Origin of the sequence: Rhizobium sp. 3T7 (genome assembly GCF_020166565.1) — a bacterium.
Lineage (GTDB): Bacteria > Pseudomonadota > Alphaproteobacteria > Rhizobiales > Rhizobiaceae > Rhizobium.
This window is the reverse complement of the sequence record NZ_JAIQXS010000001.1, coordinates 161,684-177,820: the sequence shown is the minus strand read 5'-3', so window position 1 is coordinate 177,820 and position 16,137 is coordinate 161,684. Positions and strand designations below refer to the sequence as shown.

Here is a 16,137-nt window from a genome sequence, read left to right as displayed (position 1 = left end):
TCTGAAAAGTCGGCGGCCGATCAGCCGCCGATTTCTCCAGCGATCAGCGCGCCGAGGCGGCCGATCCCCTCTTCGATCATCTGATCGTTGGCGCAGGAGAAGCTGACGCGGAAGGTATTCTCACCCGAACCGTCGGCGAAGAATGCCTTGCCGGGGACGAAGGCGACCTTGGCCGTTTCCAGCGACTTGGCGAGCAGCTTCGCGCCGTCCATGCCCTTCGGCAGCGTCACCCAGATGAACATGCCGCCTTCCGGCTTGGTCCAGCTCGTTCCGGCCGGCATGTATTTCTCCAGCGCCGCCAGCATCACATCCCGGCGATGGCTGTAGACCGACTTGATCTTGGCGACCTGAGCATCGAAACCGCGCTCGGCGACGTGCGCGATCGCCATCTGATTGATCGTCGAGGAATGCAGGTCAGCCGCCTGCTTCATCAGCACCAGCTTGCGGATGACAGGAGCATTGGCAACGATGAAGCCTACACGAAGGCCCGGCGCCAGCGTCTTCGAGAAGCTGCCGCAATAAATGGTGCGCGTGTCGTTGATATGTCCCTTCTTCGCGATTTCCGTCGCCAGGATCGGCGCGATCGGCGTCCCATCGTAACGCAGCGACTGGTACGCTGCGTCTTCGATGACCGCGATATCGAGCTCCTCTGCCAACGCGAGCACCTTTTCTCGTCCGGCCTGATCGACAGTTTCGCCCGTTGGGTTGGCAAAGTCGGCCGAGAGATAGGCGAACTTCACCTTGCCGCCGGCAGCAGCCGCCTGCGCCTTGTACGAACCGGGCGTCCGGTTGCCGTTCGGCGACAGCTGGTCATAGGTCGGCTCGTAGGCGTTGAAGGCCTGCAGCGCACCGAGATAGGTAGGCCAGGTAACGAGCGCCGTGTCATCAGGCGAAAGGAAAAGCTTGCCGAGATAATCCAGACCCTGCTGTGAACCAGAAACGATGAAGACGTTATCGAGGTCGCAAGGGATGCCGATGGCGGCCATCTGCTTGATCAGCCATTCGCGGAGCGGCTTGTAGCCTTCGCTGACGGAATACTGCAGCGCCGAGTTTACGGCGGAGCTATTGAAGATATCGGCGTAAGCGGCCTTGAATTCCTGATCGGGGAAAAGTGCCGGATCCGGGATGCCGCCGGCAAAGGAAATGATATCAGGACGGTCAAGAAGCTTGAGAAGCTCGCGAATCTCCGATGCGCGCATACGTGAAGAACGCGTCGCGAATATGCTTTCCCAATTCAACATGGGCATTTCCTCGTAATTTTTTGTCTTTAGGCGACAGAACCACGCAACAAATGATAAGTCAACATTACTGACCTATTTGTTTGTCACGGTGATAAGTCTGGGCGCCTTTTAGTCCAAAAAATCAGAGACAGCGACCGGAAAAACGCCAGGGAAGCCCCGCTCCCCTCGGGAGCGGGGCTTCCCTGCAAGCATCGGCTCACTGGCGGAAAAGCGATGCGATCTGCTCTTGTGTCGGCAGGTGGCCTCGCGGCGTGAGCTTGTCGACCACCCCAGGTAGGACGGTCGACAATTGGTTTAGCAACTCCTGCTCGCTGATTCCCGCTTGACGTGCGAGATCGCTAATCGTCTTGGAGCCCAGCGCTTCATTGAGGCTGCCCGGCGCGATCGGCTTGTTCTGCCCGGGCTGGACCCAGGAATCCACCGTATCGCCCTGCCCGGCTTCCGTCAGCTTGCCGAGAAGGCCACCGAGGCCACCCAGACCGCCGAGCCCACCCAAAAGCCCGCCGTCACCGGTCTGTGGACTAGCCTGCGGATTGGCCTGCTGGGCGGCTGGATCGGTCTGGCTGCCCGCACCACCGAGAAGCTTTCCCACCAACAGCGCTCCAAGAGCAATCATGATCGGCTTTGATATATTTCCGCCTGGAACGGCGTCATCAAAGATACCCATGCTATCCTCCTTTTCGGTTTCTTCATTTCACAGAACAACAACTGTAGAATGAAAGCATAAGGTTCTCGCGAACCTTGAATTCCCCGACGAGCTATTTAGCTTAAACGGGAAGATGGCCTGAATATTCAACCAATCAAGGAGGGGATGGCAGATGTCAGTAATCGGTTGGATTATCCTTGGACTGATCGCAGGATTCATCGGCAGCAAGATCGTCAACAAGTCAGGCGCGGGCATGCTGATGGACATCGTCCTTGGCATCGTCGGTGCAATCGTCGGCGGCGTCATCTTCAGTTTCTTCGGTGCGTCGGGCGTGACGGGCTTCAATATCTACAGCCTTGTCGTCGCCGTCATCGGTGCCGTTGTGGTTCTCTGGCTCTACCACGCCGTCAGCGGGCGCCGCTCCATCTAGTTCGCTATTTCTTCATCGATCGAATATCCGCCGCCTCAAAGGCGGCGGCATTGTGCGTGTAACTCCGGCCTTGACTCATCGGGCGAACGATCATGGCAGACAAGAGTACATCTTCATTCTACGACGACAACGCGGCCAGCTACGCCTCGCGCGAGCGCATTTTGCCTATTCGACGGCTGGATGCCTTTCTCTCGCTGTTGCCTCCGGGCGCAGCCGTCCTGGATTTGGGGTGCGGTGGCGGTCAGGACAGCGCCTACATGCTGTCGAAGGGCTTCGACGTGACGCCGACAGACGGATCGGCGGCAGTCGCAAAGCAGGCAGAGACGCTTCTCGGACATCCTGTTGCGGTACTGCGCTTCGAGGATTTGGACGAGGAAGAAGCCTTCGACGGCGTCTGGGCCGAGGCCAGCCTGTTGCATGTCCCGCGCGCAGCCCTTCCCGAGGTGCTGGAACGGATCCGCACGGCGCTGCGGCCCGGCGGCACCTTCCATGCCACCTTCAAGGCAGGCGAGGCTGAGGGGTACGACGGCTTCGGTCGATACTATAATTACCCGTCGGCGGAGCTTCTGTCGGAAATGCTGAGCAATGGCGGCTGGCACAACATTGTCATCAGCGAAGGCGACGGCACAGGCTACGACGGAAAGCCGACCCGCTGGCTTGCGGTGCGGGCGCAAAAATAAAGGCCGGAGCTTTCGCCCCGGCCCTGCTAAGACAGCAGTCTGAAACCGCTTAGTTGACGGACTTGTCGACCAGCTTGTTCTTGCCGATCCACGGCATCATGCCGCGAAGCTTGGCGCCGACTTCTTCGATCTGGTGGCTGTCGTTCATGCGGCGGATGCCCTTGAAGCGCGAACCGCCTGCCTTGTACTCCTGCATCCAGTCGGACGTGAATTTGCCGGTCTGGATGTCGTGCAGGACGCGCTTCATTTCAGCCTTGGTTTCAGCCGTGATGATGCGCGGGCCGGTGACGTATTCGCCCCACTCGGCCGTGTTGGAGATCGAGTAGTTCATGTTGGCGATGCCGCCTTCATAGATCAGGTCGACGATCAGCTTCACTTCGTGCAGGCACTCGAAGTAGGCCATTTCCGGCGCATAACCGGCTTCGACCAGGGTTTCGAAACCAGCGCGGATGAGCTCGACGAGACCGCCGCAGAGAACGACCTGTTCGCCGAAGAGGTCGGTTTCGCACTCTTCGCGGAAGTTGGTTTCGATGATGCCCGAACGACCACCGCCGACGCCGCAGGCGTAGGAGAGAGCCAGTTCAAGCGCATTGCCGGAAGCGTTCTGGTGAACGGCAACGAGGCAGGGAACACCGCCGCCCTTTTGATATTCGCCGCGAACCGTGTGGCCCGGGCCCTTCGGCGCGATCATGACGACGTCGAGCGAAGCCTTCGGCTCGATCAGGCCGAAGTGAACGTTGAGGCCGTGCGCAAACGCGATCGCAGCGCCATCACGGATGTTGCCTGCAATTTCGCTCTTGTAGATATCGGCCTGCAGCTCGTCCGGGGTCGCCATCATGATCAGGTCGCCCCACTTGGCAGCGTCGGCAACGGTCATGACCTTGAAGCCGTCAGCCTCTGCCTTCTTGATGGTTGCCGAACCGGCCTTCAGGGCGATCGCAACGTTGGCATGGCCGCTGTCCTTGAGGTTCAGGGCGTGTGCGCGACCCTGGGAACCGTAGCCGACGATGACGACGTTCTTCGACTTGATGAGGTTGAGATCTGCATCACGATCGTAATAGACGCGCATTGTTCTTTCCTTCCCTTTGCTTGTCCTGTGACTGTTGTAAGAGTGGGGTCAGCCGACGAGCGGCATCTCCGCCAAAACCTTTTCCGTGCCGTAGAGGCGCAGGAAGGCGGAAACCGCCCTCTCCGCCTGACGCGCAGTATCCTTGAGGCCCGGCTCGCCGAGCAGCATGCGAACATGCAGATCGGAAACAATCAGGCCATAAAGCGTGTGATATGCCTCGTCGGCATCATGGAAGCGCAGCAGACCGGCGCGCTTGCCGGAATCGATCAGCCCCATGGCGCGGCGATCGATCTGGCGGCGACCGCGCTCCAGAAGCAGCTTGCCGAGCTTGGAGCCGTCGCGATGCGACTGGCCGATGGCAAGACGGTTGAGCGCCAGAGAGACGTCGCCGGCGAGAACCTCAAGCAGATCCTTCGAGAAGATGACAAGGTGGTCGTGCAGGCTGGCCGACGTCAGTCGCTCGCCGTTGCGCTCGAACGTGCGCACCTTGCTGGCCTGGTAGGCGATCATGGCAGACAGCAGTCCGTCACGGTCGCCGAACCACTTGTAGAGGCTTTCCTTGGAGCAATTCGCGGCGCGGGCAACGCCCGATGTCGTCAGCGCCTTCTCGCCGCCATCGACGAGCAGCCGCAACGCCTGCTCTAGAACGGCGTTTTGGCGCGGCGAAAACTCGCTGGGCTCCAAATTATCGACGGACACAGCCTCACTCCCGACAAGTACCGTACGGTACGGTTCGCAAGCTTTATGCTGCAAAGCTCGATGCGCGTCAAGCGGCATCTAGGGAAAAATTCATGCTGCAGCGCACTGCCTAACTATGCCTGCGCCAAGCTCAGGCAATTCGCTTACACAGACTCAAGCACCATCAACCGGTTCACGCGCTGCCTCGACGTCTCGTACGGGAGACAGACCGTAAACTCGGCTGTATTCGCGGCTGAACTGCGACGGACTTTGATAGCCGACCCGATGCCCGGCGGTGCCGGCATCAAGACGCTCGACCAGCATCAGACGGCGTGCCTCGTGTAGCCGCAGCTGCTTCTGGTACTGCACCGGCGTCATTGCCGTGATCGACTTGAAATGATGATGGAAGGACGACACGCTCATATTGACCTGCTCGGCGAGATCCTCGATGCGCAGCGGGCGCGCGAAGTTCTGGCGGAGCCAGGCAATGGCTCGTGCGATACGGTTGCCGTGACTATCAGCGACCGCGATACTGATCAGTCGGCCGCCATCTGGGCCCGTAAGCACGCGATAGAGGATTTCCTGTTCGATCAGCGGCGCCATCGCTGCGATATCCTTCGGACTATCGAGCAAGCGCAGCAGCCGCACCGTTGCATCCAGAAGCTCCGGCGTCGCGACATTGACTGCGATCCCGCGGCCCCGTCCCGGCATGGCTGGCCGTGGCATATCGGCACGACTCAGCAACTCAAGAACCTTTTCGCTGTTGATGGCGAGCGTCAGACAGAAGTGCGGAACCTCCACGCTGGCCTCGACCACGCGCCAGATGACAGGCAGATCGAGCGAGGTCAGAAGGTAATCGCCAGCGCCATAATTGATAACGTCGGTTCCGAGACGAAGGCTCTTGGAGCCCTGGATAACCAAGGCAATACAAGGCCGGTAGCTGCCGTGGCACGGCGCGCTCGGCGAATGCCGGCGGCTGATCCCCAGGCTCTCGATGGCAGTGCGGACTTCGCCCTCGTCGCCGGCATATCGAGCGGCAATCGAAGCGATCTCCTGATAGGGATTGAACGGCAAGGTCATGCGAAAGAAACCTTTATCTGCAGCGCCGGCGGATGTGCTCTATCTAGGGTAGGTTCGAGCCCCCGAGAATAGCCCATCCCCTCAATTTTGCAGGATCGTGCAAAAAGCTCGGAGGATCGCTCTACCGCACCTGAGACGTTCCGATGCATTTTCGGCCATCCGCCCAGCAACCAAAGGAAGTCCCGGATGCCTATTGCAAAAGGCTATGCTGCCACCGACGCGTCGAAGCCGCTAACACCCTTCACCTTCGAGCGTCGCGACCCCAATCCTGACGATGTCGTGATCGACATCAAGTTCGCCGGCATCTGCCATTCGGACATCCACACCGTCCGCAACGAGTGGAAGAATGCGGTCTACCCGATCGTGCCGGGTCACGAAATCGCTGGTATCGTCTCGGCTGTCGGCTCTGCCGTGACCAAGTTCAAGGTCGGCGACCGCGTCGGTGTCGGCTGCTTCGTCGACAGCTGCGTTGGATGCGCAACCCGCGACGTTGACCGCGAGCAGTATATGCCGGGCCTGGTCGGCACCTATAACAGCGTCGAGGCCGACGGAAAGACGCCTACCCAGGGCGGCTATTCAGACTCGATCGTCGTCAAGGAAGGCTACGTGATGTCCATTCCGGACAACCTTCCGCTTGACGCTTCCGCCCCGCTGCTGTGCGCCGGCATCACGCTCTATTCGCCACTTCGCCACTGGAATGCCGGCCCCGGCAAGAAGGTCGCCATCGTCGGCATGGGCGGCCTTGGCCACATGGGCGTCAAGCTCGGCGCCGCCATGGGCGCGGATATCACCGTCCTCTCCCAGAGCCTTTCCAAGAAGGAAGACGGCCTGAAGCTCGGCGCCAAGGAATATTACGCCACCAACGACCCGGCGACCTTCGAAAAGCTTGCCGGCGCCTTCGATCTTGTGATCTGCACTGTTAGCGCCGAAATTGACTGGAACGCCTATCTCGGCCTGATCAAGGTCGATGGCGCCTTCGTCGTGGTCGGCGCGCCGGAAAACCCGATCCCGGTCGCTGCCTTCTCGCTGATCCCCGGTCGCAAGAGCATTTCCGGCTCGATGATCGGCTCGATCAAGGAAACCCAGGAAATGCTGGACTTCTGCGGCGAGCACAACATCGTCTCCGAGATCGAGAAGATCAACATCCAGCAGGTCAACGAAGCCTACGAACGCGTTCTGAAGAGCGATGTTCGCTACCGCTTCGTCATCGACATCGCCTCGCTGGCTGCCTGACAAACGCAAAGGGCGGCCTTGCTTGAGCCGCCCTTTTTGTTATGTGCGATCGTCGTCGCGCATCGTTTCCTTCTGAGTGATGAGCCGCGCGCTGTGCTGACCGCTCAGGTAGATCCAGAGCCAGCTCCAGGCCACAGCAAAGCGCGAACGCGTCCCGATCAGGAAGTAGATATGGGCGATGCCCCATATCCACCAGGCGATCCAGCCTTTCAGTTTGATGCAACCGAAATCGATGATCGCGGCGCTCTGGCCGATCGTCGCAAGACTGCCCTGATGTCTATAGCGAAACGGAGCGGGCGCCGGTTTTGCCGCTAGGCGCGCGCGGATCACCTTTGCGGCATAGGCACCCTGTTGCTTGGCAGCCGGCGCGATCCCTGGAACCGGGGCGCCGCTTTCCTGAATGACAGAGGCCGTGTCGCCGACGACAAAGACATCCGGAAACCCCGGCGCCGTCAGATCCTTCTCGACGATCACGCGCCCTGCCCGATCTGCCGGCACATCGAGCCACTTGGCAGCGGGCGACGCCTGTATGCCTGCAGCCCAGACGATCGTGCGGCTTGGGATGTGTCCTTCGCTTGTCTCGACGCCTGCTGCCGTGCACTCCAGGACGCGCTCGCCGATATGCAGTTCGACACCGAGTTCTTCAAGCGCCTTGCTGGCATAGGCCGAAAGCTCTTCGGCAAAGGTAGGAAGCACGCGCGGCCCCGCCTCGACGAGCACGACCCGTGTCTTGCGCGTATCGATATTGCGGAATTCGCGCGGCAAGGTATTGCGCGCAAGCTCGACAATGATCCCGGCGAGTTCGACACCGGTCGGCCCTGCACCGACAATCGTGAAAGTCAGAAGCGCATCACGGATAGCGGGATCGGTTTCGGTCTCCGCCCGCTCGAATGCGAGCAAAACCCGCCGTCGGATCGTCGTGGCATCCTCCAGCGTCTTCAGCCCTGGCGCAACCGGCTCCCAGTCGTCTCGCCCGAAGTATGCGTGCGTTGCTCCCGTCGCTAGAACAAGGCTGTCATAACGCAGAGTCATGCCGCTGCGTAAGGCAACTTCCTTTACGGCAGTATCGATACCAACGACTTCACCAAGTAGCGTCGTCACGTCCGGCCGGTCACTATAGAGGTGGCGAATCGGCCAGGCGATATCCGAGGTCGAAAGGATTGTCGTCGCCACCTGGTAAAGTAGCGGTTGGAACAGGTGATGATTGCGACGGTCGACTAGGGTGATGCGGACGCCCGCTCCCTTCAAATCGTTTGCCAACTGCAGTCCGCCGAAACCGCCACCGACAACGACAACGTGGTGCTCGCTCATGACTTGCCTTTCCGTGCCATTGCGCTACCGCAAATGTCGTCGATTGCCCGCGGCTTTCAACCTCTCTTTGGGTATAGCTCGCCTGCGTCCAGCGGTTGTCGCGGAGGTCGAATTCAGAGAGTGAAGACAACTCAGTCTGCGTAAACAACCGGAATCGATGTCCCGCTTTTCAGCAACTCCATCGAGATGGACGCGGACACATCGAAGAGTTCGATCTTTCGAACGATCTGCTTGTAGATCACATCGTAGTGCTCGACGCGTGGGAGCACGATCTTGAGAATGTAGTCGTGGTTCCCGGTGAGCCGATGCGCCTCGACGATCTCGGGAATGGCGCTGATCGCCCGACGAAATGCTTCGATCCATTCGTCGGTGTGGTGTGCCGTCTTGATCAGCGCAAACACCGTCGTCGGGACCCCCATCTTCTCGCGGTCAAGCACCACGATCCGCCGCGCAATGTGGCCGCTCTCCTCCAGCCGCTGGATGCGCCGAGAACAGGCCGAGACCGATAACGCGACCTTCTCCGCGAGATCCGTCACCGAAATGCCCGCATCGGCTTGCAATAGTTCGAGGATTCGACGGTCGCGATCATCCAGCATCGAGTCTTCCCAGAGTCATGATTTTATTTTGCACGATACTGAATTTTGACGCAAAAATACAGCGCCAACGGAGAGCTTGATACAAACAAAGCAAACCATTTGCGCGATGATCGATGCATGATCTCGCCAATAGGAAATTCCAGACGGGAGCATAACAACAATGCAGACAATCGGACTGATTGGCGGGATGAGCTTCGAAAGCTCGGCGGTCTATTATCGCTTGATCAATGAAATGGTGCGCGAGCGCCTCGGTGGGCTCGCCTCGGCCGACCTCCTGATGCACTCCGTCAATTTCGACGAGATCGTCGCCATGCAAAGGGCGGGCGACTGGGACGCCGCTGCCAACCGGCTCGGCGACGTCGCGCTGCATCTGCAGATAGCCGGCGCGCGCTGCATGCTCATCTGCACGAACACCATGCATCTCATCGCCGATGAGGTCGCCTCGCGTATCTCCGTTCCCCTGATCCACATCATCGACGAGACCGCGAAGTCCCTGAAGGCCGCCGGACGCAAGCGCCCGCTGCTGCTCGCCACGCGATACACGATGGAGCACGGTTTCTATGCCGATCGCATGAAGAGCCTTGGCATCGACGTCGTCGTTCCCGAAGCCGCCGACCGGACGTCCGTTCATGACATCATCTTCAATGAGCTCTGCGCCGGAAAGGTGCTCGACAGTTCGCGTGACAAGCTCATGCAGATTATCGAGCGCGAGCGGGCCAAGGGCGCCGACAGCATTGTTCTCGGCTGCACGGAAATCTGCCTCATCCTCGACCCGAAGCATCTGCCCCTGCCCGGCTTCGACACGACTGAGATCCATGCCAGGGCGGCTGTCGAGTTCGCGCTTGGCGACGAATCGGTCGAAGAGATCGCCGCCGCCTGAGCGACAAATTAGTTGACTAAGTCAATTAATTGCAGGACAAAATCTCCTATCAGGAGGTATTGTCTATGTCCGACTCTGGCTTGATCGACGTCGCCCGCGACTTCAATCGCTTCTACACGAACTTTCTCGGCGTCTTGAACCGGGCCTATCTTGATACGGAGTTCACGCTCACCGACGCACGCGTCCTCTTCGAGATCGGCTCTCGCAAAGGTATAAGCGCGGTCACTCTTGCCCGCGACCTGCACCTCGACCCCGCCTATCTCAGTCGAATCCTCAAGCGCTTCCGAGCCGACGGACTGATCGAAACAAAGGCCGATCCCAGCGATCTACGCAGTCAGATCATTATGGTCACCACCAAGGGGCACGATCAGTTCGAGGAACTTGGCAGGCGCTCAAATGCTCAGATCGCGGAGCGCTTCGACAACCTCGCCGAGGGCGAGCCGCAAAGCGTTGTAACGGCAATGACAGCCATCCGCTCGCTACTCGATCCGGACGCCTCACCTCCTCCATTGGTCATCCGCACCCACCGGCCCGGAGATATCGGCTGGATCGTCCAGAGCCAGGGCAAGGCCTATGCCGAGGAATACGGCTGGGACATGCGCTTCGAGGGCCTTGTTGCAGAGGTCGCCGGCAAGTTCCTGGCGAATTTTGATCCGTCGACGGAGTATTGCTGGATTGCCGAGCGTGGTGGCATCAACGTCGGCTCCATTCTCGTGACCAATGGCGGCGACGGCGTTGCGAAGCTGCGCCTGCTCTATGTCGACAAAGCGGCACGCGGCCTCGGGCTCGGCAAGATGCTGGTGGACGAATGCATCCGCTTTGCCAGGGCAAAGAAATATCGACAAATCTCGCTCTGGACGAACGACATCCTGCACGCTGCGCGCGGCATTTACTTGAAGGCCGGTTTTCGCCTTGCCTCAGAAGAGAGACACCGGATGTTCGGGCCCGAGGAAAACGGTCAGATCTGGATTCTTGATCTCTGATTTGCTGCGTCGCGAAAGTTTCACTTGATTTGGAAACGATCATTTCCTAATTAGGTCACCATGAGTATGGCGACCTTCACTGAACCCACCCGCACACGCGGAAGACCGCGCAAGTTCGATCGCGATTCAGCATTGGACAAGGCGCTGCAGGTTTTTTCCGAGCGCGGCTATCATGCTGCGTCGATCAGCGAACTCACAGAGGCGATGGGCCTTGCCTCCGGCAGCGTCTACAAGGCTTTCAAGGACAAGCGGGGCATATTCCTCGCAGCCTTCGACCGGTATCGCACGGTGCGTCGCGGCCTGCTGGATGCCCGCATGGCGAAAGTCGAAACCGGCCGCGACAAGATTCGGCAGGTCCTGACCCACTATGCCCTCTCCTCCCACGGCACCTCCGGGCGGCGGGGCTGCCTGGTCGTCGGCAGCGCGAACGACCTTGCGCTTTTCGACGAGGCCGCCGCCGAACGTGTCGCAGCCGCCTTTGCGGCCAACGAAACCCTGATCGCCGACCTCCTCCGCCTCGGCCAAAGCGACGGCTCGATCTCCCGCGAGATCGATATCGCCGCCACTGCCCGGACACTTCTGTGCGTGACCAAAGGAATGCGCGTCGTCGGCAAGACGGGGCGCAATGAGGACGACATGGCCGCTGTCGCCGAGACAGCAATGAAGCTTCTTGTGTGAACCGGGTTGCGATCGACCCGCCTCAGCACGCAACCTTTTTTAATCATCCGATAGCCCACCGGAGCCCATTATGAGCCTTTTGACCACCACGCGGGAAACCGTCGCGCCACAGACGATCTCGCCGTTGATGACGTTTCTTTTCGCTGCCACGTGTGGGCTGGTTGCCGCCAATCTCTATTACGGCCAGCCGCTCGCCGGGCCAATCAGCACATCCCTCGGCTTTACGCCGGCGGCAACCGGCCTGATCGTCACCCTGACGCAGATCGGCTACGGTCTCGGACTGCTCTTGATCGTTCCACTCGGCGATCTGCTGGAAAATCGCAGACTTGTGCTGACACTCATCGCCACCTCAGCCGTCGCTTTGGTCGGAGCCGCCTTATCGTCAACGCCCGCGATGTTTCTCCTCGCCTCGTTGTGCATCGGCCTCGCCTCGGTCGCCGTCCAGGTGCTCGTTCCCTTTGCCGCCCACATGGCGCCGGACGCAAGCCGTGGCCGCGTCGTCGGCAACGTCATGAGCGGGCTGCTCTGTGGCATCATGCTGGCGCGCCCCTTCGCCAGCTTCCTTGCCGAGGCGACTTCCTGGCACATGGTCTACGTCGTCACCGCTGCCTTGATGATCGCGCTCGTCGTCATTCTAAGGGCCAACCTGCCGGTGCGTGTTCCTCACACCAAGCTGAGCTATGGCAAGCTGGTTGCCTCTATGGCGGATCTCGCCCTCCATTCACGCGTTCTGCAGCGTCGCGCACTCTACCAAGCCGGCATGTTCGGTGCTTTCAGCCTGTTCTGGACCACCACGCCTCTGCTTCTGGCCGGCCCTGAATTCGGGCTGACGCAGAACGGCATTGCCTTGTTCGCGCTGGCCGGTGCTGCCGGTGCCATCGCTTCGCCGATCGCCGGACGCCTGGCCGACCGCGGCCTGACGAAAGCTGCCTCTACGCTGGCGATGCTGCTTGGAATGTCGGCCTTTGTCATCAGCCACTTCGCGACGGACGGTTCGCCGACGGCGCTGCTGTTGCTGACGGCGGCGGCAATACTTCTCGATTTCGGCGTAACGACCAATCTTGTCTGCGGACAGCGTGCAATCTACGCGATCAGCGCCGAGCATCGCAGCCGTCTGAACGGTCTCTACATGGCGACGTTCTTTGCCGGTGGAGCGATCGGATCGGCCGTGGGCGGCTGGGCGTACGCCACCGGTGGTTGGACGATGACAGCCTGGATCGGCTTCTGTTTCCCGGCCTTCGCGTTCCTTCTCTTCCTGACGGAAGGCCGCGGCACGCAGATAGCCTCAGACGTTGGCTGAGTCGAACTTGAGCCGTGCGGCGCGAACCGCATCATGGTTTTCTTCCGCCCAGTTCAGCAGCAGTGCGAGGGTGCTGTAGAGCGAGCGGCCAAGATCGGTCATGCGATACTCGACACTCGGCGGCTTGGTCGGAAACACCTCCCGCTCGATGTAGCCGTCACGCTGCAGATCTCTTAGCGTCTGCGTCAGCATGCGCTGCGAAATGTCAGGGATCATCCGCCGCAACTCGCCGAATCGGTACGGACGCTGCGACAGCGCCTCGAGCATCAGCGTCGACCATTTGCCGCCGATCTGCTGCATCATGTCCCGGACCGGGCAATTGCTGAAGTCGAGCTTGCTGAGATCGACGTCTCGACGAATGCCGGGTGCCTTGTTCTTCAGGTTGACGACGGCGCCGCTCATCCTTGGTTCCCTTTTGGTAACGTAGAGCGAAAAAACTGCCTTCTTTACAGCTCGCAGTCAATTCCTATTCTAGAGCTACTCTCTTTTTGAGACCGTCATCGAACCTAGAGGAAAGACATGAGCGAGACCATTCTCATCACCGGCGCCGCCGGCCAGCTTGGCCAGAGGGTCATCCATCACCTGCTCGAGACCGAAAAGGTTCCTGCTGCAAACATCATCGCCGCAACGCGCGACCCCGCCAAGCTCGCAGATCTCGCCGCCAAGGGCGTGGTCACCCGCCAGGCGGACTTTGACGATGCCGCCTCGCTAGAAACCGCCTTCACGGGCGTCGATCGGTTGCAGATCATCAGCACCGATGCACTTGCCGTCCCCGGCCAACGTCTCAAGCAGCACAAGGCAGCAGTGGATGCGGCCGTGAAGGCCGGCGTGAAGCACATCGCCTACACGTCGATGCCCTCGCCGGACAAATCGCTGGTCACTTTCGCACCGGATCACCTCGGCACCGAGAATGCCATCAAGGCGACGGGCATCCCCTACACCATCATCCGCAATGCCTGGTACATGGACAACTATCTCCATGGCATGCCGCACAATCTCCAGTCGGGAAGCTGGTACACGGGCAGCGGCGAGGGCAAGATTTCGAATATCTCTCGCGAAGACTGCGCACGGGCGATCGCAGCAGCTCTTGCCTCAGGGACGAAGGAAAGTGCGACCTATACGCTGACCGGAGCGGAGTCTCTGACAGCAAACCAGATCGCAGCGACCGTCACCGATGCGGTGGGAAAGCCATTGAAGGCCGTTAGCGTCACCGATGCGCAGCTTGGCCAGGGTATGCGCGGGGCGGGTCTTCCCGATTTCGTCGCCGACATGCTGGTCTCCGCCGATGCCAACATCCGCGCGGGCAACTTCGATCTGGTAACAGCCGACTATGAGAAACTGACCGGCAAGAAGCCTGAGACACTCAGGGACTTCTTCATCGCGCACAAGACCGCCCTCATCGCCTGAGTCGGTCAAGAAGGCCCGCTTCGCACCACCGGAGCGGGTCTTCGCCTATTCGCGGTCTTGGATCGTCTGGCCGCACGCCCGGCAGAACCGCCGAACGGTTTCCGCCATGCCGAATTCGAGCGCGTCCGCCGTCAATCCATGCCCGATGGACACCTCAGCAAGTTTTGGAATACGCTTTACAAGCGCAGGCAAATTCGCCACCGTCAGATCGTGCCCCGCATTGACACCCAGGCCGATCGCCAGCGCCGCATCCGCTGTCTTGCCAAGCGCCTCAAGGATTGGCCCTGCCCGTTCGGGCGCGTCGTAGCACCCGCCATAAGGACCCGTATAAAGTTCGATTCGGTCAGCGCCGACCGCCTTGGCGATAGCAACGGCCTCGGCGTCCCCATCGCCATCGGCGAACAGCGATACGCGCGTTCCCATCTTCTTCAGCCGCGCGATGACGTCTGTCAGGAAGTCGCGGTGCTTGCGGAAGTCCCAGCCATGATCCGAGGTTGCCTGTGAGGGATCGTCAGGAACCAGCGTGACCTGCTCAGGCGCGGCGCCGACACAAAGTTCGAGGAACTCATCGGTCGGATAGCCTTCGATGTTGAACTCGGCAGCCGGAAATTCATCATCGATCAGGTTGCGGATGACAGGCAGGTCGGAGAAACGGATGTGCCGCTGGTCAGGCCGCGGATGCACGGTCAATCCGCTCGCGCCAGATTGCAGCGCGATCCGCCCAAGCCCTTCGACGCTTGGCCACGGCAGATCGCGGCGGTTACGCAGCATCGCGACGGCATTGAGATTGACGGAAAGCGTGGTCGGCATGGCAGGATTCCAAATGAAGCGAAGGATGATCGTTTCTAGGCCAATGAGTCGGTATGGGCCAACGAGATTCGTACATGAATGCATGTGAATCTGTGATGACGCGAGTGTTTCACCCGCCGGCGCGACGCCGAAAGTACATATGGTTCGGTCCTCGCACTTTAGACGATCAAGCGTTTCTCCAACGCTGATTCCTCACGAGAATCGCCTTCACCTGGCGCAACTTTCTGTCCAGATTGCCCTGCAAATTAAAAGTCACTAATTTTGATACTAACAAAATACGTCAATCACGGGTAACGTAAGCTCACAACATCGAAGAGAACACCGCCAGTTGCTTCGATGCCTGAACAGGAACGATAAGAGGGAACCCCACTCAACCGCACCCTTTTGCAATTTGCAGACGCACAATGAGCACAATGGGAGGGACCATGGCAGAAGGTTACAAGCAGGGGTTCACCTCAGACCTAGCGACACAAACGCGACCGCGGCACCGTTTCCTCCCGTCAGCGGCTCTCCCCCCCGCCGATTTGCCCCGCGGAAGAGTACCGATCGCCGACATGGCCAATGCCTTCGGCGTGACCCATCGAACCCTGCATTTCTATGAGGAAAAAGGACTAATTTCGGCCAGCCGAATCGGCCTGATGCGCGTCTATGAGCCGGGCGACGTTATGCGCATGGCCGTCATCAACGCTTGCCGCGAGGCCGGCATGGCGGTTGCCGTGATCCAGGATCTGATGACTGACCTCATCGAGGCCGACTCGCAGGAGGCTGCCGAGGCTCTGTTTCGCGATGCGCTCGTGACCCGCAAACGCGAACTCAGCGCGGAAATGTCCACATTGCATCGACAGATGCAGCAGGTGAGCGATTTGCTCGACCGCGAGGCGACCGAGGATCAACCCCTCAACGACAATCAAAGCGGATCGGCACTCACGGATCAGGAGTTGCGGTGTCTCGCACTGATGGCGGCAGGGCTTTCCACGCAGCGCATTGCACGCACCCTCGACCTTCGAGATGACACTGCACGATCACTTGAAGCCGGCATCATCCAGAAATTCCACGCCAACAATCGCTTTCAAGCCATAGCCAAGGCCGTCATGCTCGGCGTCGTCCAAGTCTGA

At 59.9% G+C, this 16,137-nt stretch carries 18 protein-coding genes; 9 read left to right on the top strand and 9 right to left on the bottom strand.

Annotated elements, in window-relative coordinates; translation table 11 throughout:
* Window positions 1–20: 20 nt before the first annotated feature.
* Window positions 21–1,241: a PLP-dependent aminotransferase family protein gene (locus tag K9B32_RS00865; protein ID WP_224560042.1), complete on the bottom strand. Its 1,221-nt coding sequence runs from the start codon at window positions 1,239–1,241 to the stop codon at window positions 21–23.
* A gap of 196 nt (window positions 1,242–1,437) precedes the next feature.
* The gene (locus K9B32_RS00860; RefSeq protein WP_224560041.1) at window positions 1,438–1,908 is read right to left on the bottom strand and encodes a YidB family protein; all 471 of its coding nucleotides are present in this window, start codon (window positions 1,906–1,908) and stop codon (window positions 1,438–1,440) included.
* 151 nt (window positions 1,909–2,059) lie between these two features.
* Here K9B32_RS00860 and K9B32_RS00855 point away from each other — a divergent pair, with 151 nt between their 5' ends.
* Window positions 2,060–2,317: a GlsB/YeaQ/YmgE family stress response membrane protein gene (locus K9B32_RS00855; RefSeq protein WP_224560040.1), complete on the top strand. Its 258-nt coding sequence runs from the start codon at window positions 2,060–2,062 to the stop codon at window positions 2,315–2,317.
* A gap of 92 nt (window positions 2,318–2,409) precedes the next feature.
* A complete protein-coding gene (locus tag K9B32_RS00850) occupies window positions 2,410–2,997 on the top strand; it encodes a class I SAM-dependent methyltransferase (protein WP_224560039.1) in 588 nt (195 codons plus the stop codon).
* 49 nt (window positions 2,998–3,046) lie between these two features.
* On the opposite strand, the gene ilvC is transcribed toward K9B32_RS00850, so the two are convergent.
* The 3 genes from ilvC to K9B32_RS00835 all read right to left on the bottom strand — a co-directional run bounded on the left by ilvC (window position 3,047) and on the right by K9B32_RS00835 (window position 5,824).
* Window positions 3,047–4,066, bottom strand: a complete 1,020-nt coding sequence (gene ilvC, locus K9B32_RS00845) for a ketol-acid reductoisomerase (protein WP_224560038.1) — start codon at window positions 4,064–4,066, stop codon at window positions 3,047–3,049.
* A 48-nt stretch (window positions 4,067–4,114) separates the two neighbouring features.
* Entirely contained in the window at window positions 4,115–4,765 is a 651-nt protein-coding gene (locus tag K9B32_RS00840) for a TetR/AcrR family transcriptional regulator (protein ID WP_007802125.1), read from the bottom strand.
* Window positions 4,766–4,918: 153 nt separating this feature from the next.
* Window positions 4,919–5,824, bottom strand: a complete 906-nt coding sequence (locus K9B32_RS00835) for an AraC family transcriptional regulator (protein WP_224560037.1) — start codon at window positions 5,822–5,824, stop codon at window positions 4,919–4,921.
* A 186-nt stretch (window positions 5,825–6,010) separates the two neighbouring features.
* Here K9B32_RS00835 and K9B32_RS00830 point away from each other — a divergent pair, with 186 nt between their 5' ends.
* Entirely contained in the window at window positions 6,011–7,057 is a 1,047-nt protein-coding gene (locus K9B32_RS00830) for an NAD(P)-dependent alcohol dehydrogenase (RefSeq protein ID WP_007802131.1), read from the top strand.
* Between the two features lie 39 nt (window positions 7,058–7,096).
* Here K9B32_RS00830 and K9B32_RS00825 read toward each other — a convergent pair whose 3' ends face one another.
* Together K9B32_RS00825 and K9B32_RS00820 are read right to left on the bottom strand one after the other, a co-directional pair.
* Window positions 7,097–8,368, bottom strand: a complete 1,272-nt coding sequence (locus tag K9B32_RS00825) for an NAD(P)/FAD-dependent oxidoreductase (protein WP_224560036.1) — start codon at window positions 8,366–8,368, stop codon at window positions 7,097–7,099.
* 131 nt (window positions 8,369–8,499) lie between these two features.
* On the bottom strand, window positions 8,500–8,964 hold the full coding sequence (locus K9B32_RS00820) for an Lrp/AsnC family transcriptional regulator (protein WP_224560035.1): 465 nt from the start codon (window positions 8,962–8,964) through the stop codon (window positions 8,500–8,502).
* A 160-nt stretch (window positions 8,965–9,124) separates the two neighbouring features.
* On the opposite strand from K9B32_RS00820, the gene K9B32_RS00815 reads away from it, so the two are divergent.
* The 4 genes from K9B32_RS00815 (at window position 9,125) to K9B32_RS00800 (ending at window position 12,805) form a co-directional block, all read left to right on the top strand.
* On the top strand, window positions 9,125–9,844 hold the full coding sequence (locus K9B32_RS00815) for an aspartate/glutamate racemase family protein (protein WP_224560034.1): 720 nt from the start codon (window positions 9,125–9,127) through the stop codon (window positions 9,842–9,844).
* A gap of 65 nt (window positions 9,845–9,909) precedes the next feature.
* Window positions 9,910–10,827: a helix-turn-helix domain-containing GNAT family N-acetyltransferase gene (locus K9B32_RS00810; protein WP_224560033.1), complete on the top strand. Its 918-nt coding sequence runs from the start codon at window positions 9,910–9,912 to the stop codon at window positions 10,825–10,827.
* A 60-nt stretch (window positions 10,828–10,887) separates the two neighbouring features.
* Window positions 10,888–11,505: a TetR/AcrR family transcriptional regulator gene (locus K9B32_RS00805; protein WP_224560032.1), complete on the top strand. Its 618-nt coding sequence runs from the start codon at window positions 10,888–10,890 to the stop codon at window positions 11,503–11,505.
* A gap of 70 nt (window positions 11,506–11,575) precedes the next feature.
* Window positions 11,576–12,805, top strand: a complete 1,230-nt coding sequence (locus K9B32_RS00800; protein ID WP_224560031.1) for an MFS transporter — start codon at window positions 11,576–11,578, stop codon at window positions 12,803–12,805.
* Here the strand turns inward: K9B32_RS00800 and K9B32_RS00795 are convergent.
* A complete protein-coding gene (locus K9B32_RS00795; protein ID WP_224560030.1) occupies window positions 12,791–13,207 on the bottom strand; it encodes a winged helix-turn-helix transcriptional regulator in 417 nt (138 codons plus the stop codon). The genes K9B32_RS00800 and K9B32_RS00795 overlap by 15 nt on opposite strands.
* A 117-nt stretch (window positions 13,208–13,324) precedes the next feature.
* Here K9B32_RS00795 and K9B32_RS00790 point away from each other — a divergent pair, with 117 nt between their 5' ends.
* Window positions 13,325–14,212 (top strand): SDR family oxidoreductase, encoded by an 888-nt coding sequence (locus K9B32_RS00790; RefSeq protein WP_224560029.1) that lies wholly within the window; start codon window positions 13,325–13,327, stop codon window positions 14,210–14,212.
* Window positions 14,213–14,257: 45 nt separating this feature from the next.
* Here the strand turns inward: K9B32_RS00790 and K9B32_RS00785 are convergent, their stop codons facing one another.
* On the bottom strand, window positions 14,258–15,022 hold the full coding sequence (locus K9B32_RS00785) for a pyridoxine 5'-phosphate synthase (protein ID WP_224560028.1): 765 nt from the start codon (window positions 15,020–15,022) through the stop codon (window positions 14,258–14,260).
* A gap of 425 nt (window positions 15,023–15,447) precedes the next feature.
* On the opposite strand from K9B32_RS00785, the gene K9B32_RS00780 reads away from it, so the two are divergent.
* Window positions 15,448–16,137, top strand: a complete 690-nt coding sequence (locus K9B32_RS00780; protein ID WP_224560027.1) for a MerR family transcriptional regulator — start codon at window positions 15,448–15,450, stop codon at window positions 16,135–16,137.